Annotated in this window: 24 protein-coding genes; 5 read left to right on the top strand and 19 right to left on the bottom strand. The window is 67.9% G+C overall.

The features are described from left to right. Window positions 1-4: 4 nt before the first annotated feature. On the bottom strand, window positions 5-328 hold the full coding sequence (cyaY, locus tag GO608_RS10850; RefSeq protein ID WP_169199590.1) for an iron donor protein CyaY: 324 nt from the start codon (window positions 326-328) through the stop codon (window positions 5-7). A 46-nt stretch (window positions 329-374) separates the two neighbouring features. On the opposite strand from cyaY, the gene lptM reads away from it, so the two are divergent. Both lptM and lysA read left to right on the top strand, forming a co-directional pair. Further along, a complete protein-coding gene (gene lptM, locus GO608_RS10845; RefSeq protein WP_169199589.1) occupies window positions 375-545 on the top strand; it encodes an LPS translocon maturation chaperone LptM in 171 nt (56 codons plus the stop codon). Continuing rightward, window positions 542-1804: a diaminopimelate decarboxylase gene (lysA, locus tag GO608_RS10840; protein ID WP_169199588.1), complete on the top strand. Its 1263-nt coding sequence runs from the start codon at window positions 542-544 to the stop codon at window positions 1802-1804. The genes lptM and lysA overlap by 4 nt, the downstream gene beginning before the upstream one ends. On the opposite strand, the gene GO608_RS10835 is transcribed toward lysA, so the two are convergent. From GO608_RS10835 to rfbB, 5 genes are read right to left on the bottom strand one after another with little or no spacing between them, the layout of a single operon-like run. Beyond that, entirely contained in the window at window positions 1796-2134 is a 339-nt protein-coding gene (locus GO608_RS10835; protein WP_169199587.1) for a hypothetical protein, read from the bottom strand. The two genes, lysA and GO608_RS10835, sit on opposite strands and share 9 nt — an antisense overlap. Before the next feature lie 51 nt (window positions 2135-2185). Continuing rightward, a complete protein-coding gene (gene rfbD, locus GO608_RS10830) occupies window positions 2186-3082 on the bottom strand; it encodes a dTDP-4-dehydrorhamnose reductase (RefSeq protein WP_169199586.1) in 897 nt (298 codons plus the stop codon). Continuing rightward, window positions 3079-3624 (bottom strand): dTDP-4-dehydrorhamnose 3,5-epimerase, encoded by a 546-nt coding sequence (gene rfbC, locus GO608_RS10825; RefSeq protein WP_169199585.1) that lies wholly within the window; start codon window positions 3622-3624, stop codon window positions 3079-3081. Before rfbC ends, rfbD begins: the two co-directional genes overlap by 4 nt. Continuing rightward, entirely contained in the window at window positions 3624-4508 is an 885-nt protein-coding gene (rfbA, locus tag GO608_RS10820; RefSeq protein ID WP_169199584.1) for a glucose-1-phosphate thymidylyltransferase RfbA, read from the bottom strand. The genes rfbC and rfbA overlap by 1 nt, the downstream gene beginning before the upstream one ends. Window positions 4509-4523: 15 nt before the next feature. After that, window positions 4524-5582, bottom strand: coding sequence for a dTDP-glucose 4,6-dehydratase (gene rfbB, locus GO608_RS10815; RefSeq protein WP_169199583.1), 1059 nt, complete (start codon window positions 5580-5582; stop codon window positions 4524-4526). A 146-nt stretch (window positions 5583-5728) separates the two neighbouring features. On the opposite strand from rfbB, the gene dacB reads away from it, so the two are divergent. After that, window positions 5729-7165: a D-alanyl-D-alanine carboxypeptidase/D-alanyl-D-alanine endopeptidase gene (dacB, locus tag GO608_RS10810; protein WP_169199582.1), complete on the top strand. Its 1437-nt coding sequence runs from the start codon at window positions 5729-5731 to the stop codon at window positions 7163-7165. Between the two features lie 30 nt (window positions 7166-7195). Here the strand turns inward: dacB and GO608_RS10805 are convergent, their stop codons facing one another. The 12 genes from GO608_RS10805 to GO608_RS10750 all read right to left on the bottom strand — a co-directional run bounded on the left by GO608_RS10805 (window position 7196) and on the right by GO608_RS10750 (window position 17714). Then, a complete protein-coding gene (locus GO608_RS10805) occupies window positions 7196-7618 on the bottom strand; it encodes a DUF4870 family protein (protein WP_169199581.1) in 423 nt (140 codons plus the stop codon). 85 nt (window positions 7619-7703) lie between these two features. Beyond that, window positions 7704-9194 (bottom strand): 4-hydroxy-3-polyprenylbenzoate decarboxylase, encoded by a 1491-nt coding sequence (gene ubiD, locus GO608_RS10800; RefSeq protein ID WP_169199580.1) that lies wholly within the window; start codon window positions 9192-9194, stop codon window positions 7704-7706. Between the two features lie 101 nt (window positions 9195-9295). After that, entirely contained in the window at window positions 9296-9682 is a 387-nt protein-coding gene (locus GO608_RS10795; protein WP_169199579.1) for a type II toxin-antitoxin system VapC family toxin, read from the bottom strand. Further along, window positions 9679-9924 carry a type II toxin-antitoxin system Phd/YefM family antitoxin gene (locus GO608_RS10790; RefSeq protein ID WP_169199578.1) on the bottom strand — a complete coding sequence of 82 codons (246 nt, stop codon included), beginning with the start codon at window positions 9922-9924 and terminating at the stop codon, window positions 9679-9681. Before GO608_RS10790 ends, GO608_RS10795 begins: the two co-directional genes overlap by 4 nt. A gap of 203 nt (window positions 9925-10127) precedes the next feature. Beyond that, entirely contained in the window at window positions 10128-11654 is a 1527-nt protein-coding gene (locus GO608_RS10785) for a putative Ig domain-containing protein (protein WP_247003051.1), read from the bottom strand. Window positions 11655-11831: 177 nt separating this feature from the next. Then, window positions 11832-12647, bottom strand: coding sequence for an orotidine-5'-phosphate decarboxylase (gene pyrF, locus GO608_RS10780; RefSeq protein ID WP_169200514.1), 816 nt, complete (start codon window positions 12645-12647; stop codon window positions 11832-11834). A 139-nt stretch (window positions 12648-12786) separates the two neighbouring features. Then, on the bottom strand, window positions 12787-13038 hold the full coding sequence (locus tag GO608_RS10775; protein WP_169200513.1) for a hypothetical protein: 252 nt from the start codon (window positions 13036-13038) through the stop codon (window positions 12787-12789). A 72-nt stretch (window positions 13039-13110) separates the two neighbouring features. Next, complete coding sequence (gene ubiA / locus GO608_RS10770; RefSeq protein WP_169200516.1) at window positions 13111-13995, bottom strand: 4-hydroxybenzoate octaprenyltransferase; 885 nt, start codon at window positions 13993-13995, stop codon at window positions 13111-13113. Continuing rightward, a complete protein-coding gene (locus GO608_RS10765) occupies window positions 13995-14552 on the bottom strand; it encodes a chorismate--pyruvate lyase family protein (protein ID WP_169200512.1) in 558 nt (185 codons plus the stop codon). The genes ubiA and GO608_RS10765 overlap by 1 nt, the downstream gene beginning before the upstream one ends. 120 nt (window positions 14553-14672) lie before the next feature. Then, window positions 14673-16709 carry an ATP-dependent DNA helicase RecG gene (gene recG, locus GO608_RS10760; RefSeq protein ID WP_211159634.1) on the bottom strand — a complete coding sequence of 679 codons (2037 nt, stop codon included), beginning with the start codon at window positions 16707-16709 and terminating at the stop codon, window positions 14673-14675. A gap of 44 nt (window positions 16710-16753) precedes the next feature. Beyond that, on the bottom strand, window positions 16754-17134 hold the full coding sequence (locus GO608_RS10755) for a RidA family protein (RefSeq protein ID WP_053420378.1): 381 nt from the start codon (window positions 17132-17134) through the stop codon (window positions 16754-16756). An 88-nt stretch (window positions 17135-17222) separates the two neighbouring features. Further along, window positions 17223-17714 (bottom strand): DUF2802 domain-containing protein, encoded by a 492-nt coding sequence (locus GO608_RS10750; RefSeq protein ID WP_169200511.1) that lies wholly within the window; start codon window positions 17712-17714, stop codon window positions 17223-17225. A 135-nt stretch (window positions 17715-17849) separates the two neighbouring features. Here GO608_RS10750 and GO608_RS10745 point away from each other — a divergent pair, with 135 nt between their 5' ends. Further along, entirely contained in the window at window positions 17850-18626 is a 777-nt protein-coding gene (locus tag GO608_RS10745; protein WP_169200510.1) for a YdcF family protein, read from the top strand. A 134-nt stretch (window positions 18627-18760) separates the two neighbouring features. Here the strand turns inward: GO608_RS10745 and wrbA are convergent, their stop codons facing one another. After that, on the bottom strand, window positions 18761-19384 hold the full coding sequence (wrbA, locus tag GO608_RS10740; protein ID WP_169200509.1) for an NAD(P)H:quinone oxidoreductase: 624 nt from the start codon (window positions 19382-19384) through the stop codon (window positions 18761-18763). Window positions 19385-19658: 274 nt separating this feature from the next. On the opposite strand from wrbA, the gene GO608_RS10735 reads away from it, so the two are divergent. Beyond that, window positions 19659-20588: a pirin family protein gene (locus GO608_RS10735; RefSeq protein WP_169200508.1), complete on the top strand. Its 930-nt coding sequence runs from the start codon at window positions 19659-19661 to the stop codon at window positions 20586-20588. Window positions 20589-20590: the final 2 nt, after the last annotated feature.

Here is a 20590-nt window from a genome sequence, read left to right as displayed (position 1 = left end):
CTTTTCAGTCGGCCGAAAGGCTGACAGCAACGCCGGACTGCTGCCGCACCAGGTCGGACAGCATCGCGTACAGTTCCGCCCCGTCGCGCGTCGCCAGCCAGCGACCGCTGTCGGGGCGGAAGTGGAAGCCTCCCGATTTCGCCGCGACCCAGATCTCGCGCGCCGCCGTGTGGCGGTTGATGATCATCTTCGTGCCGTTCTCGAATTCGATCTCAAGCACGCCGCCAGGCTTCGGTTCGATGTCGATGTCGGCGCCGCAGTTGTCGAGGGCGGCTTCGATGCGTGCGAGTTCCGCATCGGCAAGGGCGTTGAATGCGGACTCTTCCATGATCTCTCCTTCTGTTAGGATTCCCGTTTTTCCAATCGGCGACACCATGCGAGCGACTCTCATTGCGGCCGTGCTGGGCAGCACGCTGTTCCTGTCCGGATGCGGCATCAAGGGGCCGCTGTACCTGCCCGAAATTCCGGTCGCCCCGCCGCAGCCGGCGCCCGCAGTCGACGCCGATCATAGCAAAGCCCCTTCCGCCCCGGCCGACTCGAAATGAATTCCGACTTTCCGATCCCCACGCTGCGCCCCGGCTCCGCCGGGCTGCAGATCGAAGACGTTCCGCTCACGGCGATCGCCGAACGCTTCGGCACACCGACCTACGTTTATTCGCGCCAGGCGCTCGAGCAGGCTTTCGACGCGTACCGTCGCGCGCTCGCCGGACGTCGTGCATTGGTGTGCTACGCCGTCAAGGCGAACTCCAACCTCGGCGTGCTCGCAGTGTTCGCGAAACTCGGCGCCGGGTTCGACATCGTTTCGGGCGGGGAGTTGTCGCGCGTGCTGGCGGCGGGCGGCGACCCGCGCAAAGTGGTGTTTTCCGGCGTCGGCAAAAGCGGGGCCGAGATGCGCCAAGCGCTCGCAGCCGGCATCCGCTGCTTCAACGTCGAATCCGAGGCCGAGCTGGAGCGGCTCGACATGCTCGCCGGCGAGCTCGGAGTGCGGGCACCGATCGCGCTGCGCGTGAACCCGGACGTCGACCCCAAGACCCACCCCTACATTTCCACCGGGCTGAAGAACAACAAGTTCGGCGTCGCGTTCGACACCGCGCTCGCGTTGTACCGCCGTGCCGCGGGAATGGCGAATGTGCGCATCAGCGGCATCGCCTGCCACATCGGGTCGCAGCTGCTCGATTCCGCGCCGATCGCCGAAGCGGCCGAAAAAGTGCTCGGACTCGTCGATGAGCTCGCAGCGGAAGGGATCCATCTCGACCACATCGATCTCGGCGGCGGCCTCGGCATTCGTTACCGCGACGAGGCGCCTCCGTCGGTCGCCGCGTATCTCGCCCCGCTGCTGCGCCTGCTCGACCGTCGCAGTGAGGAAATCTGCTTCGAGCCGGGCCGCTCGCTGATCGGCAATGCGGGGCTGCTGCTGACTCGCGTCGAATACCTGAAGCCGGGTGCGGAGCGGAATTTCGCGATCGTCGACGCAGCAATGAACGACCTCGCGCGCCCGGCCCTGTACGACGCCTATCACGAAGCGGTCGCGGTGGCCCCGCGCGACGTGCCGGAATGCAGTTACGAGATCGTCGGGCCGATCTGCGAGAGCGGCGACTTCCTCGCGCACGACCGCCCGCTGGCGGTCGCGGCCGGCGACCTGGTCGCGCTGCTGTCGGCCGGCGCGTATGGCATGGCGATGAGCTCGAACTACAACACGCGCCCGCGCGCCGCCGAAGTCATCGTCGACGGCGCCCGCACGCACCTCGTGCGACAGCGCGAAACAGTGGCGGCGCTCTACGCGCTGGAGTCGCCGCTACCCTGAAAGCGGGCCGCGCCCCGACTCTTCGATCAGCGCGCGGCCGAAGGCTTTCCAGGCCGGCCCGCCATGCGTGTGCAGGCCCGTTTCGGCACTCTCGGTCATCGTGCGCAACATCAGCACCGCAAACGCGAACAGCTCGCCCCGCGCCTTGAGCTGCGGGTCCGGATCGTGCAACAGCGCGTTGGTGTGCTCGGGGCCGCCTTCGAGCGCCTCGCGCGCGAGCCGGCGCATCGCTGCCGCGTCCGCCCAGTCGAGCCCGAGGAGGATGCCGCGTTTCAGGATCTCGCGCTCGAGCTCGATCGCATCGCGCTCGAAGTGCTCGAAGCCGCTCATCGCGCCGCCCTCCCGCTGACGCTTCCGTCACCGCGCGCACTTCCCCGCCGCTCACTGTCCCGCGAGATCATCGAGGCAGCGCGCGAGCGCATCGTCCCATCGCGGCATGACGATGCCGAACCGCGCCTGCAGTTTGCTCGCGGTGAGGCGTGAATTCACCGGCCGCGCCGCCGGCATCGGATACGCGGATGACGGAATCGGCGTCACCGCGGCGACTTTCAGGCCGACGCCGGGCAGCTGCGCTCGTGCGCCGGCGAAAATCGCCTCGGCAAAACCGTGCCAGCTGGTTTCCCCGCGGGACGCGAGGTTGAACACGCCCGACGAGAAGCTGTGCTGTTGCCGCTCCGCCTGCGCCCGGGCGACCGCGAGCGCCGTCGCATCGGCAATGTTGCGCGCCCAGGTCGGAGCGCCGATCTGATCCGCGACGACCCGCAGAGTGTCACGCTCGGCGCCCAGGCGCAGCATCGTGCGCACGAAATTGCCGCCGCGCGCCGCGAACACCCAGGTCGTGCGGAAAATCAGGTGATCACAGCCGCTGTCGCGAATCGCCACTTCGCCGGCGAGCTTGCTTCGGCCGTAGGCGTTGATCGGCGCGACCGGATCGTCCTCGTCGTACGGCGCGGACTTCGTGCCGTCGAACACGTAGTCGGTCGAATAATGCACGAGCAGCGCGCCGTTGCGCTTCGCGATGCGCGCGAGCTCGCCCGGCGCGATCCCGTTGATCACCGTCGCCGCGGCTTCGTCGGTTTCGGCGCGGTCGACGGCCGTGTAGGCCGCGGCGTTGACAATGACGTCCGGCTTGATCTCTTCCATCAGCGAGGCGAGCGCAGCCGGCCGGGACAGGTCGCAGCGGCTGCGGTCGAGCGCTATCACGTCGCCGAGCGGCATCAGGCTGCGCGCGAGCTCCCAGCCGACCTGGCCGTTCGCGCCGGTCACCAGCAGCTTCATTCGAACACCTCGCACGTGGCGAGCAGCTTGCCTTCGCGGTCCTTCCCCGACAGCAGCGGCGGGACGTCGAGCGGCCACTCGATGCCGACCGCCGGGTCGTTCCACGCCAGGCAGCGCTCGTGCTCCGGCGCGTAGTAATCCGTGGTTTTGTAGAGGAAATCGGCCGATTCCGACAGCACGACGAAGCCGTGCGCGAAACCGGGTGGAATCCACAGCTGGCGGTGGTTGTCTTCGGACAGCTCGACGCCTGCCCAGCGGCCGAAGGTTGGCGACGCCCGGCGCAGGTCGACGGCGACGTCGAACACCGCGCCGCGCACGACTCGCACGAGCTTGCCCTGCGGTTGGCGGATCTGGTAGTGCAGGCCGCGCAGCACGCCGCGTGCCGAGCGCGAGTGGTTGTCCTGCACGAAAGTCTCGTCGAGGCCGGTCGCGTCGCGGAAAGCCCGCGCGTTGAAACTCTCGAAGAAGAAGCCGCGCGCATCGCCGAACACTTTCGGCTCCATCAGCAGCACGTCGGGAATCGAAGTCGGAGTTGCCTTCATCAGAACACCCGCTCGTCGAGGAGTCGCTGCAGATAGTGGCCGTAGCCGTTCTTCGCCAGCGGCCGGGCGAGCCCCTGCAGCTGGTCGGCGTCGATCCAGCCCGCGCGCCATGCGATTTCCTCCGGACACGCGATCTTCAGCCCCTGGCGCTTCTCGATCGTCTGGATGAAGAGGCTCGCGTCGAGCAGGCTTTCGTGCGTGCCGGTGTCGAGCCACGCATGGCCCCGCCCCATGACTTCGACGTCGAGCGCGCCGGCCGCGAGATACTCGCGATTGACGTCGGTGATCTCGAGTTCGCCGCGCGCGCTCGGCCTAAGCGAGCGCGCGATGTCGACGACGCGCTCGTCGTAGAAGTACAGGCCGGTCACCGCGTAACGGCTCTTCGGCCGCGCCGGCTTCTCCTCCAGGCTCACCGCCCGGCCATCGGCATCGAATTCGACGACGCCGTAGCGCTCCGGATCGTGCACTGGATACGCGAACACGGTCGCACCCTGCGCCCGCTGGCCCGCTTGCCGCAGCGAGTCGGAGAACTCATGGCCATAGAACAGGTTGTCGCCGAGCACCAGCGCCGAGCGGCCGCCGGCGAGGAACTCCTCGCCGATCAGAAAGGCCTGCGCGAGCCCGTCCGGGCTCGGCTGCACCGCATACCGCAGGCTCAGCCCCCAGCGCTTGCCGTCGCCGAGCAGCTGCTCGAAACGCGGCGTGTCCTGCGGCGTCGAGATGATCAGGATGTCGCGGATGCCGGCCAGCATCAGTGTGCTGAGCGGGTAATAGATCATCGGCTTGTCATAGACCGGGAGCAGCTGCTTGGATACCGCCAGGGTGGCCGGATGCAGCCGGGTGCCGGAACCGCCGGCGAGGATGATGCCTTTGCGTGCGCTCATCGCGTCAAGTCCTTCCTATCGTTGGCCATAGTTGCGGTCGACCCACTCGCGGTACGCGCCGCTCTGCACGTGCGCGACCCAGTCCTGATGGTCGAGGTACCACGCGATGGTCTTGCGGATTCCCGATTCGAACGTCTCGACGGGCCGCCAGCCGAGTTCGCGCTCGATCTTGCGCGCGTCGATCGCGTAGCGCCGGTCGTGTCCGGGCCGGTCGGCGACATAGGTGATCAGACGCGCATGCGGGCCGGCGGGGTCGGGCCGCAGCTCGTCGAGCAGCGTGCACACCGTATGCACGATGTCGAGATTGGGCTTCTCGTTCCAGCCGCCGACGTTGTAAGTCTCGCCTGCGCGCCCGCGCGCGAGCACTTCGCGGATCGCCGCGCAATGGTCGCCGACGTACAGCCAGTCGCGCACGTTCTGCCCGTCGCCATAGACCGGCAACGGCTTGCCGGCGAGCGCGTTGGCGATCATCAGCGGGATCAGCTTCTCGGGGAACTGGTACGGGCCGTAGTTGTTCGAGCAGTTCGTCGTCACCACCGGCAGGCCGTAGGTGTGGTGCCAGGCGCGCACGAGGTGGTCGGATGCGGCCTTGCTCGCGGAATACGGACTGTTCGGCTCGAAGCCTTTCGTCTCGGTGAACGCCGGGTCGGTGGGGCCGAGCGAGCCGTACACTTCATCGGTCGACACGTGCAGGAAACGGAATCCCGCTTTCGCGTCGCTGTCGAGCCCCAACCAGTACGCGCGCGCCGCTTCGAGCAGCGTGAACGTGCCTTCGACGTTGGTGCGCACGAACGCGGCCGGCCCGTGGATCGAGCGGTCGACGTGGCTCTCGGCGGCGAAATGCACGATCGCGCGCGGGTGATGTTCGGCCAGCAGGCGGTCGAGCAGCGCGCGATCGCAGATGTCGCCGTGGACGAACACGTGGCGCGCGTCGCCTGCCAGCGAAGCGAGGTTCTCGCGGTTGCCGGCGTAGGTCAGCGCATCGAGATTGACGACCGGTTCGTCGGTCTGGCCCAGCCAGTCGAGCACGAAGTTGGCACCGATGAAGCCGGCGCCGCCGGTTACCAGGATCATGGAACTCCCCTATGGACGGAATCGCCGTCCGCGCGGCCAGCGTAGAATGTCGGGCCCGCGAACGATCAGGAGGCCGAATTGTATCCTGCCGACAAGCGGCACGCGCCGCGCCGGCCGTCAAAGCACCGCAATCCGACGTTTTATTGATGACAATCGCATTGTTGCGCACGCTTTGCGCGATGTTCCTCGCCGGCTGGCTCGCCACCGCCCACCCTTCCCCCGCTTCCGCGCTGCCGGAGCCGGTCGCGCAGGCCCTCGCGGCCGCGCACATTCCACAATCGGCCGTTGCGCTGTGGGTGCAGGCCGTCGACAGCGGCGAGCCGCAACTGCGCGTGAACGCCGAGCGGGCGATGAATCCGGCGTCCGTGATGAAGCTCGTCACCGCGTTCGCCGCGCTCGAGCGCTTCGGCCCTGCGCACGTGTGGACGACTCGCGTCGCGGCCACCGGGACGATCCGCGCCGGCGTGCTCGAAGGCGACCTTTACCTGATCGGCGGCGCGGACCCGCTGCTGAGCGCCGAGCGGCTGTGGACGCTGCTGCGCAAGGTCCGCGCGCTCGGCATCGAGACGATCCGCGGCGACCTCGTGCTCGACGGCTCGGCGCTGAGGTTGCCGCAGCACGACCCGGCAGCGTTCGACGATCGCGCGCTGCGCCCATACAACAGCGGTGCGCACGGCCTGCTGGTGAACTTCAACACGCTGCAGCTGACGCTGCTGCCCGCGGGCACGCCGGGCGAGCCGGTCACGGTCGCGGCCAGTCCGCCGCTGAAAGGGCTCGAACTCGACAACCGCATCGTGATCACAACGGGCGAGTGCGGCGTGTGGCACCGCGACCTCGACGCGGCGCTCGAAGCCGCGCCCGGTGGTCCGCGCCTGGTGCTGCTCGGCAGCCTGTCGGCGAGCTGCGGCCAGCGCGACTGGGCGACGGCGCCGCTGCCGCCGGAACGCTTCGGCGTCGCCGCCGTCGCCGCGCTGTGGGCGGAACTCGGCGGCAAGGTCGAAGGCGTCGCGCGGCCGGGCACAGCGCCCGTCGAGGCCACATTGCTGCTGACCGGCAGCTCGCCGCCGCTCGCGGACGTCGTGCGCGAGATGAACAAATGGTCGAGCAACGTCATCGCGCGCGAGCTGATCGCGACTCTCGGCGCGACCGACGCGGCATCGCCCGACATGGTCGCCGGCGGCGCGGCGCTCACGTGGGCGCTGCTCGACGCCGCGGGCATCAGCACGGCCGGGCTGCTCGTCGAGAACGGCTCCGGCCTGTCGCGCAGCGAAAGCGTCAGCGCCCGCACCCTCGGTGAAATGCTGCTCGCCGCATGGCGCCGGCCGTACATGCCGGAATTCATCGCCGCGCTGCCGGTCGCCGGCCTCGACGGCACCGCGCGCGGCCGGCTCCACGACAGCCCGGCACGCGGCCACGCGCATATCAAGACCGGCTCGATCAACGGCGTGCGCGCGATGGCCGGCTACGTGCTCGACCGAAACGGGCGCCGCCATGTCGTTGCGATGCTGGTCAACGATGCCGCGGCAGGCAGCAGCCACGCGGCGCAGGACGCGCTGCTCGAATGGGTGTGGGACGCGCGCTGAGCCTCGCCTTCCTGCCGCCGCCTCGTGCTGTCACCCCGGCGGCATCGGCATCATGCCGCGATGCAGGAGGCTCCACCACCCGCGCGCCACGCGATAGACGACCCACAGCCCGGCGAGGGCGACGAGCGCCAGCGCGAGCGGGATGCCGATGATCGTAAAGGCCAGCAGCAGGCCCGCGACGATCCACAGCGCCGCGAACCAGAACGTGCGGATCTGCCAGCGGAAATGGCTTTCCAGCCACGTGCCGCGGACTGCGCCGCGCTTGAGATAGTTCAGCACCACGGCGACGATCGACGGCACGCTGGCAACGAAGCTGCCGATGATCGTCGCGCTGCCGACCACGCCCGTGACCACCGCGAACGCGTGCAGCGCGTAGATCAGGTGCGTCAGCGTGACGAGGTTGCCGAGATCGACAGTGCGGACGGGGCCGCCGTCAGGGGAATACTGGCTCATGCGGAACTCCTTTGCTGTTGAAGCGCATCGAGGATGCGACTGCCGGCGGCGCGCTCCGTTCGCGCAGCCCCCCGATTTGTCCCCGCTACAGGCCGAGCTCGTCCCACATCGCGTCGACGCGCGCCTTCACCGCGTCGTCCATGACAATCGGCCGACCCCATTCGCGTGTCGTCTCGCCCGGCCACTTGTTCGTCGCGTCCAGCCCCATCTTGCTGCCGAGGCTCGCGACCGGGCTCGCGAAGTCGAGGTAGTCGATCGGCGTGTTGTCGACGAGCACCGTGTCGCGCGTCGCGTCGACCCGCGTCGTCAGCGCCCAGATCACTTCCTTCCAGTCGCGGATCGCGACGTCGTCATCGACGACGATGATGAACTTCGTATACATGAACTGGCGCAGGAAGCTCCAGATGCCGAACATCACGCGCTTCGCGTGGCCCGGGTACTGCTTCCGGATACTGACCACCGCAAGCCGGTACGAACAGCCTTCCGGCGGCAGATAGAAATCGACGATCTCCGGATACTGCCGCTGCAACAGCGGGACGAACACTTCGTTCAGCGCGAGGCCGAGCATCGCCGGCTCGTCGGGCGGCTTGCCAGTGTAGGTCGAATGGTAGATCGGGTTGCGGCGCATCGTGATGCGTTCGATCGTGAACACCGGGAACTCGGAGACCTCGTTGTAATAGCCGGTGTGGTCGCCGTACGGCCCTTCAGCCGCAGTGTCGCCCGGGTGGATCACGCCTTCGAGCACGATCTCGGCCGACGCCGGCACCTGCAGGTCGGAGCCTATGCACTTGACCAGTTCGGTCTTCGCGCCGCGCAACAGCCCGGCGAACTGGTATTCCGACAGCGAATCCGGCACCGGCGTCACCGCGCCGAGGATCGTCGCCGGGTCGCAACCGAGCACGACCGCGACCGGGAACGCTTCGCCCGGATGCGCCTGCTGATGGTCGCGAAAATCCAGCGCGCCGCCGCGATGCGCGAGCCAGCGCATGATCACCCGATCGCGGCCCAGCACCTGCTGGCGGTAGATGCCGAGGTTCTGCCGCTTCTTGCCCGGCCCGCGCGTCACGACGAGCCCCCACGTGATCAGCGGCGCGACGTCACCCGGCCAGCAATGCTGGATCGGCAGTCGCGCCAGATCGACGTCCGCGCCCTCCCACACCACTTCCTGGCACGGTGCCGAACGCACTTCCTTCGGCGCCATGTTCAGCACCTGGCGGAACACCGGCAGCTTCTCCCACGCGTCCTTGAACCCTTTCGGCGGCTCGGGCTCCTTGAGGAACGCGAGCAGCCTGCCGACTTCGCGCAGTGGCGTCTGCCAGTCGCCGTCCGCGAGCTCCTCGCCCATGCCGAGCGCGACGCGTTGCGGCGTGCCGAACAGATTCGCGAGCACCGGCATCGCCTGCGCGACCCCGCGCGTCACCGGCTGCTCGAACAGCAGCGCCGGCCCGCCGGCACGCAACACTCGGTCGGCGATCTCGGTCATCTCGAGATGCGTGTCGACGGCAACGGTGATGCGTTTCAGCTCGCCGCGCTCTTCGAGCTGGGCGATGAAGTCGCGGAGGTCGTGGTATTTCAATGGAAAACTCCCTGCCTGCAGTCCGGCCTGCGTAGCTTGCACCGAATGCCCCTCGATCGCGGAATCTGCGGGATGCATTTCGGCCATGCGGTAACAGGCGGTCAAATCCGCTTCACCCGTTCCGGGTATTGCGCGACTTTCTCGTCAGCCGTCAGCAACGTGAAACCCTCGACAATGGCCTGGGCCACCAGCAGACGATCGAAAGGATCCTTGTGGATCGGCGGCAGACGCTCGATGCCGAGCGCGTGCTCGCCGGAAATGACCAGCTCACGATAGCCGTTGTCGAGCAAGCCTTTGCGCAGCCGGAACGGGTCGACGCGAAAATCCTCGCGCCCGAGGCCGCACTTGATCGCGATTTCCCACAAGCTCGCGGCGCTGAACCACAGCGCATTGCGCGGATCGTCGATCAACTCGCACGCCTTGCGCGAAAGCCGGTCCGACGCACCGGCAGCCCACAGCAGGACGTGGGTGTCCAGCAGCAGATTCATGCGCCGCCGCCGAAAAGAGCTTCGATCTCGGCGCTACCCATCGTGTCGAAATCCGCAGGCACGTCGATCTCGCCCGCTAGGAAACCGCGCCGCCGCATCGCCGAAGCCTCCGGCGCATCGATCGCTATCACCCGCACCAGCGGCTTGCCGGCCCGCGCGATAACGAACGGCTCGCCGTTCGCGGCCTGCTCGACGAGGCGCGACAGATGGGTTTTTGCTTCGTGAATATTGACGGTGCGCATGGGGGGAACTCATCTTGACCAACTTCAGTTAGTTTAACCCTGCGTATCCGCTCGCCTCAACTTTCCTGCAACGAATCCGGAAGCTTCTGCCGGAATTCTCCCCCGTTGGACCCTCGTAAAAAGACCCCGGCCTTTCGCAAGGCACCGGGGTCTCCCACATCATCTCAAGGCCTTCCGCGTCTGCGAATACCTTTGCAAACGCACTAATTCCCGGTTTCCGTCTGAGTGGTTTCCGGAAGCTGCGCGACGGTAATCACGAAGTTCTGCCGAACAACCGTGCCCTTCCCATCAGTAACCGTAACCACAATGTTGTGTGGGCCCGCGGCCGACGTTGCGGGGATACCTGAAATCACACCTGAATTGTTATCAATCGAGAAGGTGGAAGCGGTGGGTTCCATCGTCCACTTGTAGGGCGGCGTTCCCCCCTCTGCGACGACTGCAGCCCGATAAGGCAGACTTACTTGTGCGGACGGTAACGCTGACGTCTCGATCGCGAGGAGACCGGTGGCGGGTGCGATCGTCATCGCAAACTCCTTCGTCACCGACTGAACCACCGTGCTGGAATCGGAGACTCTCAACGCGAAACGGAACGTCCCATTCACGACCGGTGTGCCGGTAACAACCCCGTCCGTCGATACTGTCAGCCCGCCCGGAGGAACACTGCCCGGCACGAACTCCCATTGATAGGGCGGGACGCCGCCCGTCGCGGAGAGAATCGTTGCATACGGACGTCCTTCGACCGCGGCGGGAAGACCCGTCGGCGTCGCGATTCCGAGCGCTTCTTGGCCGACGGAAATCACAACAGGAACGGAAAAGCGATTGCGAACTGCCTCGGCAATCCCGTTATCGACGTTGTTGTCGAAACGGTCGGCCACAACTTCGATCAGCAAAGTGCCGGTGGCACTTCCGCTGACGACGGCAAAATCAGCCTGTCCGTTCGTCGTACGGGCTAGGACCCACTTGCGGCTGCCACCATCGGTCGGCGAACGCAGCAAGGCGTCGTCGTCTACGGTCACAGTCGTGTCATTGACGATGATGGCGTAAAGGTTGCGCACTCCGGCAGCGGGGTCTGCAACGCGCTGGCCGGCCTCGTCGAGAACTTGCGCCTGAACCTGCAGTTGCGTCGCGCCGTTCGTGTTCTGCGCGAAGAGGAATCCGGGGGCGCTCCGGTTGATGCGGACCTGCGACGCCTTGCCGGTTGCTTGGCCGACGTTGATCTGCAGCTGCGTCGTCACTTCCTTGTTGCTTTGCGGGTCGGTGACTGCGCAGGTGATCGTCGCCGTGCCCGCGGTGTTGCCCGCGTGGAAATGGAAGCTCGCCGCGCCGGCGTTCGAGCCGAGCGTCACCGAGCGGAACGCGGTCGGAACCTTGATCGTCGTGCCACCGACGTCGACTTCGGTCTCGTGATCGGGATCCCCATCGAGGTAGTACAGAGCACCCTGCTCGAGGCCCTGCGGCACGACGTTGCAGGAGAAGATGTTTTCGCCACCTGGAATCGGGTCGTTCGTGCCACCCCGGCGTGCCGACACGTACAGGGTCGTTGTATAAGGCGCGTCCACACCGATGGCCGGTCCGACGCCGGCGATGTTCAGCGGCAGCGAAGTATGGTCGGCGCGCAGCGAGATCTGATATTCGTTAGTCGGGGTGACGTTGCCCGAACCACCGCCCCCGCCTCCACCACCCCCGCCACCACACGCAACCAGCAGCGATGCCGTGACGCCGAGCGCCAAGCCCCTGAATATCCCTTTTGCCATTGAACGCACTGAACCCCCTTCGAGAAATTGCCCGCAGCCGACCTGTAACAAATCGTGAATCGGCCGAAATTGGACCGCATATTACCCACATTTGCAACCGCGATGGCGGCTGCATCAAGGCATGCGCGGGGGATGCGGAACGGACCGGGAGGTTCAGCGGTGGCGGTTGATGGCGTCGCGTGTGTCGAGGGCAGCGCGGCGGGCGGCGGCGGCGAAGTCGTGGTCCGCGCCGGCGTACAGGATCGCGCGCGACGAGTTGATCATCAGCCCGGTGCCGTCCGCGCTGCGGCCCGCCTCGACGGTCGCGGCGATGTCGCCGCCTTGCGCGCCGATACCGGGCACGAGCAGCGGCAGGTCGCCGACGAGCTCGCGCACGCGCGCGATCTCGTTCGGGAAAGTCGCGCCGACGACCAGGCTGCAATTGCCGCTCGCATTCCACTCGTCGGCAACGAGGCGGGCGACGCGCTCGAAGAGGCGCTCGCCGCCGCCGACGTCGAGGAACTGCAGGTCGCTGCCGCCGGGGTTCGACGTGCGGCACAGCAGGATCACGCCCTTATCGGCGTATTCCAGATAGGGTTCGACCGAGTCGCGACCCATGTACGGATTGACCGTGATCGCGTCGGCGCCGAAGCGCTCGAACGCCTCGACGGCATACTGGCCGGCGGTGCTGCCGATGTCGCCGCGCTTCGCGTCGAGGATCACCGGGGTGCCGGGATGGCGCGCGTGGATGTGCGCGATCAGCGCTTCGAGCTGATCCTCGGCGCGCTGCGCGGCGAAGTACGCGATCTGCGGCTTGAAGCAGCAGACCAGATCGGCCGTCGCGTCGACGATCTCGCTGCAGAAACGGAATATGGCGTCCGGCTGGCCGTGCAGGTGCGCGGGGAAGCGCGCCGGATCGGGATCGAGGCCGACGCACAGCAGACTGTTGCGCGCGCGCCAGGCGGCCCGGAGGGCGGTCATGAAATGCATGGAAGCGTCCAGAATGGTCCGGGCCGAATGATAAGCCGGCGAGCGCCTCGCGCGCACCGCCGGCTCATCGTTGCGCTGCGCCGCGAAAGACGTTGGGTGCTGCGCAACACGGCGCCGTCTGGGGCCCGGCCCAACCCGATCAGGTTTCGATCTTCAGGATTTTCTTCGCTTTCTCGAGCGAGTCGAGCGCTTCCTGGTGCTTGCCGGCCTTGTGCAGCGTTTCGCCTTCGGCGCGCAGCTGCTTCACTTCGGTCATCTGTTCGGCAGTGAGCGCCGGCGGTTTCGCCAGTGCTTCGTCGATCTTTTTCATCTCGACGGGACAGTGGAACGCGAACGCGCCGCCGGACAGCGCCATCGCCAGCAGGCCCGCAATCAGGCTCTTCTTCATCATGGTCTCCTTGGGGATCCGCGCGGTTTTCCGCGCCGTCGTTCGACCGTGTGATCGCGGTCGGTTAACCCTAGATCAGGCCGCGGGAAACGCAACGTAGTCGATGACGAGCGCGACGAACAGCACCGCGCCGACCCAGTTGTTGTGCAGGAACGCCCTGAAGCAGCGCGCCCGGTCACGATCGCGGATCAGCGTGTAGTGGTAGATCGCGATCCCCGCTGCGACCGCAATTCCGCCGAAGAACCACGGCCCGCGTCCCGCGGCGACGCCGACGGCGGCGATCAGGCCGAACGCAACCGCATAGCACAGCATCACCGCGGCGACGTCGAAGCGGCCGAACGTGATCGCGGAAGTCTTGATGCCGATCTTCAGGTCATCGGGACGATCGACCATCGCGTATTCGGTGTCGTACGCGACCGCCCAGAAGATGTTCGCGAGGAGCAGCAGCCACGCGATCGCCGGCACTTCGCCCTGCAGCGCGGCGAACCCCATCGGGATGCCGAAACCGAACGCGATGCCCAGGTAGGCTTGCGGGATCGCGAGGAAACGCTTCGTGTAGGGGTAGCTCACGGCGAGAAACAGCGCCGGCAGCGACAACCACCGCACCAGCGGGTCGAGCGGCAGGATCAGCACGAACGACACCAGCGACAGCCCGGCGGCGAGCAGCAGCGCCTCGCGAATCGTCACCGCGCCGGTCGCCAGCGGCCGCGTCCGCGTGCGCTCGACGTGGCCGTCGAAGTCGCGGTCGGCGTAGTCGTTGATGACGCAGCCCGCCGATCGCATCAGCGCCGTGCCGAGAACGAAGATCGCGACCACGTGCAGCGGCGGAACCCCGTCGGCGGCGAGCCACAACGCCCACAGCGTCGGCCACATCAGCAGCAGGATGCCGATCGGCTTGTCGAGACGCATCAGCCGCAGGTACAGCGGCAGTCGGCCGGACAGCGTGGCGGGAGCAATCATCATGTCGGCAACTCCAGAATCGTGGGCAGGAACACTTCGCTGACCAGCAACGCGCGGCCGCGCAGGCCGAACAGCGACCGGCGCGCCCACAGCCCAGGGGGCGGGCGGTGCGGCGCGACCGCGGCCGAAGCGCGATGATAGCGCGCGTCCCGGCGGTCGAGACAGGTGCAGGCCAACGGCTTGCGGCAGATGCGCGGATCGGCGAACAGCGCGGCGCCGAGCGGGCGTGAGCCGAGCCCGTGGAACAGGATCCACGCTCCGCGCACGTTGTGCCGCGGCAGGATGCTGCGCGCGAACACCACCGGGATGCCGTCGGCGACGAGCAGCACTTCGCGCAGCCACGTAAGTTCGCCGCGGCGCAGCCCGAGCAGCGCAGCCTCGTCCGGGTGCGGGACGGCGAGGCGCTGGGCGAGCACGTCAACTGAAAACAGGCTGCAGCGGCTGCGGATGCGCGCGGTCAGCGAACCCGGATCGGTGAGCCAGGGGCGCAGCTGCGGGAGCACCCTGGCGCGCGGCGGGCGTTTGATCCAGGTTTCGGAGCGAGGTCGGATGCGCATGTAAAAGGACGGCGGCAGGACGCCGTGGTGGCGCCCGCATGATACCGGGAATGGCAGGCCGTCCCAATCGCGAGACCTCGCAGACCGGGCGGGGCAACCAGGCGAGGCGGTGAGCTGACCTCAGGCCCGCAGCAGCCCTTCGCGGCCGCCGAGCCAGCGCTCCATCAGGCTTGCCGCAGTCTGCGGCGCTTCGTCGAGCAGCCGTTCGGCGAGCGTGCGCGCCGCTTCGAGCAGATCGGCGTCGCGTTCAAGGTCGGCGTAGCGCAGCAGCGGCGTACCGCTCTGGCGCGCGCCGACGAATTCGCCGGGGCCGCGGATGTGCAGGTCCTCGCGGGCGATCGCGAAACCGTCGCTGTGTTCGTAGATCACTTTCAGGCGCGCGCGGCCGTTTTCCGACAGCGGCTGCGTGAACAGCAGGATGCATACGGAGTCGGCCGTGCCTCGCCCGACGCGGCCGCGCAGCTGGTGCAGCTGCGCGAGGCCGAAGCGCTCGGCGTGCTCGATGACCATCAGGCTCGCGTTCGGCACATCGACGCCGACTTCGATAACTGTCGTCGCGACCAGCAGATGCAGCTCGCCTGCGGTGAACGCAGCCATCGTCGCCGATTTTTCTTCGCTCTTGAGGCGTCCATGGACGAGGCCGATCCTGAGCTCCGGCAGCGCGGCGGTGAGCGTCTCGAACGTCTCGAGCGCGGTCTTCAGCTGCAGCGCCTCCGATTCCTCGATCAGCGGGCACACCCAGTATGCCTGGCGGCCGGCCAGACACGCGTCGCGCACGCGCGCGACGACTTGGTCGCGGCGCAGGTCGGAGACGAGCTTGGTGAGGATCGGAGTTCGCCCCGGCGGCAGTTCATCGAGCACGGTGACGTCCAGATCGGCGTAGTAGCTCATCGCCAGCGTGCGCGGAATCGGCGTTGCCGACATCATCAGCATGTGCGGATGGCTGCCGTCCGCCCCCTTGTCGCGCAGCGCGAGACGCTGGCGTACGCCGAAGCGGTGCTGCTCGTCGACGATCGCGAGGCCCAGCCGCGGCAGCAGCACAGGGTCCTCGATCAGCGCGTGCGTGCCGACCGCGAGCAGCACTTCGCCGCTCGCGAGGCGCGCGAGCTCGGCGTCGCGTTCGCGCTTTTTGCGGCTGCCTGACAGCCACGCGATGTCGACGCCGAGCGGCTCGAGCCACGCCGCGAGCTTTTTCCAGTGCTGTTCCGCAAGGATCTCGGTCGGCGCCATCAGCACTGCCTGGAACCCGTTCTCGGCCGCCTGCAGCATCGCCAGCGCGGCGACGATCGTCTTGCCGCTGCCGACGTCGCCCTGCAGCAGGCGCTGCATCGGGTGTGGCATGGCCAGATCGTGCGCGATCGCGGCGACCGCACGAGCCTGCGCGCAGGTAAGACGGAACGGCAGTTGCGCGAGCAGCGCATTGCACAGGCCCCCGCTGGGTTGCAGGGCCGGCGCGCGATGCGTACGACGAGCGTTGTACGCGCGCCGCAGCGACAGCTGCTGGACCAGCAGTTCCTCGAACTTGATGCGCCGCCAGGCCGGGTGGGCGCGGTCTTCGAGCGCGGCCGCGTCGACGTCCGGCGGCGGGTGGTGCAGCGTGTGCACCGCATCGGCGAAATTCGGCACCCCGAGCCCGGCGAGCACCGCGTCGGGCAGGTATTCGTCGAGCGGCACGGCGTGCAGCGCGCGGGCGATGAGCTTGCGCAGCGCCGACTGCGCGAGCCCGGCGGTGGTCGGGTAAATCGGTGTCAGCGCCTGCGGTAGCGGCTCGTCGTCAGCGACGGCATGCACGCGCGGGTGCACCATCTCGTCGCCGAAAAAGCCGCCGCGCACTTCGCCGAAAAGCCGCACGCGGCGGCCGGCGGCGAGCTGCTTTTGCTGCGACGGGTAAAAATTGAGCCAGCGCGCAACGAGCATCCCGGATGCATCACGAACGCGGGCGACGAGTTGCCGGCGCGGCCGCAGCACGATCTCGCTCGACACGACCTCGCCTTCGATCTGCACTGCGGTGCCGCCTCGCGCCGCAGCGATCGGCGTCACCCGGGTCTCGTCCTCGTAGCGCAGCGGCAGGTGCAGCACCAGATCCTGCGGCCGGCGCAGATCCAGTCTCGCGAGCCGACTGGCCAGTTGCGGGCCGACACCGGCCCATCCAGCCAGCGCCGGTCGCGTTGCAGCATCAGGAGGCGACGGACTTTCGCGGATCAGCCAAGCACCAGTATCGCGTCAGCCTCGACGAGCGCGCCTTTCGGCAATTCCTTTACGCCGACCGCGGCCCGCGCCGGGTACGGTTCGGCGAAGTAGCGCGCCATCACTTCGTTCACCTTGGCGAAGTTCGCGAGGTCGGTGAGGTAGATCGTCAGCCGCGTCGCGTCGGCGAGCGAACCGCCGGCCGCTTCGGCGACCGCCTTGAGGTTCTCGAACACACGCACGGTCTGCGCTTCGAACCCCTCGGCCATCTGCATTGTTGCCGGATCGAGGCCGATCTGGCCGGAGCAGTAGACGGTGTTGCCGGTTCGTACGGCCTGCGAATAGGTGCCGATCGCGGCGGGAGCGTTGGGGGTCGAAACGATGCTGCGGCTCATGGGCGGTATCCTCGAGGGGTGGGTGCCGGGCGACTCACAATGAGGCGATTGTAAGCCAGGTCGGCTGGAGGCTACATCACGAGCGGTTTCACGGTCCCTTCCGCTCGTTGCCCTTTTCACCCTTTTCACCTTTTTCGCCCTGCGCGAGGGCTCGCACGAGTGCCGCTTCGGCAACCGTGATGCCGCAGCGTTCGGCGATCGCCTCGACGTCGAGTCCGCGTCGCGCAAACACCAGCGCCTCGTCGTACTCAGGCGAGCCGCCCGCTTTGGCGACGCCGCCGTGGAACTGCTCGTGCTGCGCCTGCAGCCGGGCAGTCAGGCTGGCGACCTCGCGGCGCTGCTCGGCGAGTTCCGCGCGCAACTCGGCGACGTCCCGGCGCAACTGCTGCACCTCCAGCTCGACCTGGAAACCGTCGTGCCGCGCCGACGGCTGCGGCCGCTCGACGAAGGCCTTTTCGCCCGACGCGCCGTCGCCTGAAGCCGGACGGCGCGAGCGGTTCCGCCGCGCCTGGTACAGGCGGATCGCGACGTAGACGGCTGGCAGTGCGGCGGCGAGCCCCAGGATTTCGTTGGTATCCATCCCGGACTACCTCGCCGCCCGTGCGGACGGCCGCCGATACTGCGGCACGGCGTGACGCCGTTGGGAGCATGACGCGTGGATTGTCGCGGATAATGCGGACCTCGTCCCCCTGAAACAACGCACCTGCCGACTCATATGACTTTCGACCTCGCTCTGATGCTGCTCTTCTGGCTGAAGAAACTCGTTTCGGCCTTCCTGCTGCCGCCGCTCGCCCCGCTGCTGCTCATCGCGCTCGGCCTGCTGCTCGTCCAGCGCTGGCGCCGCACCGGCCTGGCGCTCGCGTGGACGGGGCTCGTCGCAGCGCTGCTGCTCGTCTGGCCCGCCACCGTCGGCTGGATGCTCGCCGGGCTGGAGACCGATCCGCCCCTGACGGCGACCTCCGCCCGCCCCGCCGAGGCGATCGTCATCGTCGGCGGCGGCAAGCGGCGCCACGCACCCGAATACGGCGGCGAAACCGTGAACCGGCTGACGCTCGAACGGCTGCGCTACGGCGCACGCCTCGCGCACGGACTGCGCCTGCCGGTGCTCGTCAGCGGCGGAGCGCCGACCGGCGAGCGCCCGGAAGGCGAGCTGATGAAAGCCGCGCTCGAAACGGACTTCGGCATTATCCCGCGCTGGGTCGAGGCCAGCTCGCTCGACACCGGGCAGAACGCGGAATTTTCCGCGCCGCTGCTCAAAGCGGCCGGCGTGCGCCGTGTGCTGCTCGTCACGCACGCTGCGCACATGCGGCGCGCCCGGGCCGAGTTCGAGGCTCGCGGCATCGAGGTGATCGCCGCGCCGACCGCCTGGCTCGGCAGGCACGACGCGAACGACCAGGTGCTGACCGCGCTGCCGAGCGCGACCTCGGCTTATGCCGGCTGGTACGCCGCGCACGAATGGCTGGGGCTGCTCGCGCTGCGCCTGTCGCGCTGAACGCCACGGCGAGGATTGTGGCGTTCCCGCGCCAACTTCCGCAAATCCGATCCCGCGAAGGCGGCTGCGAGCCGGGCCTGGAGGTCGCGAATCCGCAGCGCGCGTCGGTGATGTTCTGTCCGCGAGCGTTGTCGTCAGGCCGCCCTGCCCCGCGCGAGCGCGCTCGCGATCTCTGCGACATGGCGGCCCTGGAACTTCGCCATCTCGATTTCGACCGGGCTCGGCATGCGGCTGCCGTCGCCACCGGCGATCGTCGCGGCCCCATACGGCGAGCCGCCGAGGATCTCGTCCATCCCCATCTGCCGCTTCTCGCTGTAAGGCAGGCCGACGAGGACCATGCCCTGGTGCAGCAGCGTGATGTGCGTCGACAGGATCGTGCTCTCCTGCCCGCCATGCTGCGTCGCGCTGCTGGTGAACACGCTGCCCACCTTGCCGATCAGGCTCCCCTTCATCCATAACCCGCCCGTCTGATCGAGGAAATTGCGCATCTGCGCGCACATGTTGCCGAAGCGCGTCGGCGTGCTGAAGATGATCGCGTCGGCTTCGGGGAGCTGCTCGGTCTTCGCCACCGGCACGTGCGCGAACGCCTGCTGCGCCGCTTTCGCCCCGGATTTCTCGAGCACTTCGTCGGGCACCAGTTCGGGAACGCGGAACAGGCCGACTTCGGCCCCGGCAACGCTTCGCGCGCCTTCCGCGACCGCTTCCGCCATGCGGAAGATGTGACCGTACATGCTGTAGAAAATGATCTGGACTTTCATGTCGCAGCGCTCCGTCATGGGAAAGGCAGGATGGCAGGGCACTCCTGCCGTTAGGCCAGCGTAGTCAACGGATCCGCCACGTTCAACTGCTGCAACGACGGGACTGCGTGCCGCCGCGGTTCGAGTCTGCGGATCGCATGAACCACACGCGGCCGGCATGGGTCTTCTATGGGAACCGCCAAGGACGCGCGAACGAAGCTCCCGCGCTGGGGGCAGTGGCGTCCCGCCCCTACCGCCCTATCGCCGCATCCTTATCTCACGTCGAGGAGAGCAGATGAACCCGAATGCATCGACATCCCCGCAGGACCCGCTGTCCATCGAAACCGTCGTCGTGCCGCAGGCGAGCGATCTGGGCGGCGGCTTCAAGGTGATGCGCGCGCTGCCGTCGGTGCGGCGGCGCATGGTCGGGCCTTTCGTCTTTCTCGACCAGATGGGCCCGGTGGAGCTTGCCGGGGGCAGCGGTCTCGACGTCCGGCCGCATCCGCACATCGGCCTCGCGACGGTGACTTATCTCTTCGACGGCGAGATCCTGCACCGCGACAGCCTGGGCAATGTGCAGCCGATCCGGCCGGGCGAGCTGAACTGGATGACTGCGGGACGCGGCATCGTGCATTCGGAGCGCACGCCGCCCGAACTGCGCCCGTCCGGCTCGCGCCTCGCCGGGCTGCAGGCATGGGTCGCGTTGCCGGCGCGCGACGAGGACAGCGAACCCGCGTTCGCGCACCACGGTGCGGCGGAACTGCCGGTCATCGACGCGCCGGGCCTGAGCGTCCGGCTGATCGCCGGCGAAGCTTTCGGCACGCGCTCTCCGGTCGCGACGCACTCGCCGCTGTTCTACGCCGACGTCACGCTCGCCCCGCCAGCGCGCCTGCAGGTGCCGATCGAGCACGTCGAGCGCGCCGCCTATATCGTCGCGGGTTCCGTCGTCATCGACGGCGTGACGCATTCGGCAGGCCAGTTGCTGGTCCTGCGGCGCGGCGCCAAAGTCGTCATCACCGCCTTGTCGGCGACGCGCCTGATGCTGCTCGGTGGCGAGCCGCCCGACGGCCCGCGCCACGTCTGGTGGAACTTCGTGTCGAGTTCGCGCGAGCGCATCGAGCAGGCGAAAGCCGACTGGCGCGCCGGCCGCTTCGCGCCGGTGCCGGGCGAGACCGAATTCATCCCGCTGCCGGACAATCGCCCGCCCCTGGTGCGCTATCCCTGATC

The organism is Aromatoleum buckelii, assembly GCF_012910785.2.
Lineage (GTDB): Bacteria > Pseudomonadota > Gammaproteobacteria > Burkholderiales > Rhodocyclaceae > Aromatoleum > Aromatoleum buckelii.
The sequence above is the reverse complement of the archived record's forward strand: the minus strand, read 5'-3'. Positions and strand labels throughout refer to the sequence as shown.

Bases quoted from the DNA above. Each gene is read 5' to 3' on its own strand.
- rfbC (WP_169199585.1), bottom strand. From the start codon at position 3,624: ATGAAGGCAACTCCGACTTCGATTCCCGACGTGCTGCTGATGGAGCCG.
- cyaY (WP_169199590.1), bottom strand. From the start codon at position 328: ATGGAAGAGTCCGCATTCAACGCCCTTGCCGATGCGGAACTCGCACGC.
- GO608_RS10795 (WP_169199579.1), bottom strand. From the start codon at position 9,682: ATGAATCTGCTGCTGGACACCCACGTCCTGCTGTGGGCTGCCGGTGCG.
- GO608_RS10790 (WP_169199578.1), bottom strand. From the start codon at position 9,924: ATGCGCACCGTCAATATTCACGAAGCAAAAACCCATCTGTCGCGCCTC.
- GO608_RS10735 (WP_169200508.1), top strand. From the start codon at position 19,659: ATGAACCCGAATGCATCGACATCCCCGCAGGACCCGCTGTCCATCGAA.
- GO608_RS10835 (WP_169199587.1), bottom strand. From the start codon at position 2,134: ATGAGCGGCTTCGAGCACTTCGAGCGCGATGCGATCGAGCTCGAGCGC.
- wrbA (WP_169200509.1), bottom strand. From the start codon at position 19,384: ATGAAAGTCCAGATCATTTTCTACAGCATGTACGGTCACATCTTCCGC.
- GO608_RS10805 (WP_169199581.1), bottom strand. From the start codon at position 7,618: ATGAGCCAGTATTCCCCTGACGGCGGCCCCGTCCGCACTGTCGATCTC.
- rfbD (WP_169199586.1), bottom strand. From the start codon at position 3,082: ATGAAGCTGCTGGTGACCGGCGCGAACGGCCAGGTCGGCTGGGAGCTC.
- GO608_RS10765 (WP_169200512.1), bottom strand. From the start codon at position 14,552: ATGCGCATCCGACCTCGCTCCGAAACCTGGATCAAACGCCCGCCGCGC.
- rfbA (WP_169199584.1), bottom strand. From the start codon at position 4,508: ATGAGCGCACGCAAAGGCATCATCCTCGCCGGCGGTTCCGGCACCCGG.
- dacB (WP_169199582.1), top strand. From the start codon at position 5,729: ATGACAATCGCATTGTTGCGCACGCTTTGCGCGATGTTCCTCGCCGGC.
- GO608_RS10755 (WP_053420378.1), bottom strand. From the start codon at position 17,134: ATGAGCCGCAGCATCGTTTCGACCCCCAACGCTCCCGCCGCGATCGGC.
- GO608_RS10775 (WP_169200513.1), bottom strand. From the start codon at position 13,038: ATGATGAAGAAGAGCCTGATTGCGGGCCTGCTGGCGATGGCGCTGTCC.
- GO608_RS10750 (WP_169200511.1), bottom strand. From the start codon at position 17,714: ATGGATACCAACGAAATCCTGGGGCTCGCCGCCGCACTGCCAGCCGTC.
- lptM (WP_169199589.1), top strand. From the start codon at position 375: ATGCGAGCGACTCTCATTGCGGCCGTGCTGGGCAGCACGCTGTTCCTG.
- ubiA (WP_169200516.1), bottom strand. From the start codon at position 13,995: ATGATTGCTCCCGCCACGCTGTCCGGCCGACTGCCGCTGTACCTGCGG.
- lysA (WP_169199588.1), top strand. From the start codon at position 542: ATGAATTCCGACTTTCCGATCCCCACGCTGCGCCCCGGCTCCGCCGGG.
- pyrF (WP_169200514.1), bottom strand. From the start codon at position 12,647: ATGCATTTCATGACCGCCCTCCGGGCCGCCTGGCGCGCGCGCAACAGT.
- rfbB (WP_169199583.1), bottom strand. From the start codon at position 5,582: ATGATCCTGGTAACCGGCGGCGCCGGCTTCATCGGTGCCAACTTCGTG.
- GO608_RS10745 (WP_169200510.1), top strand. From the start codon at position 17,850: ATGACTTTCGACCTCGCTCTGATGCTGCTCTTCTGGCTGAAGAAACTC.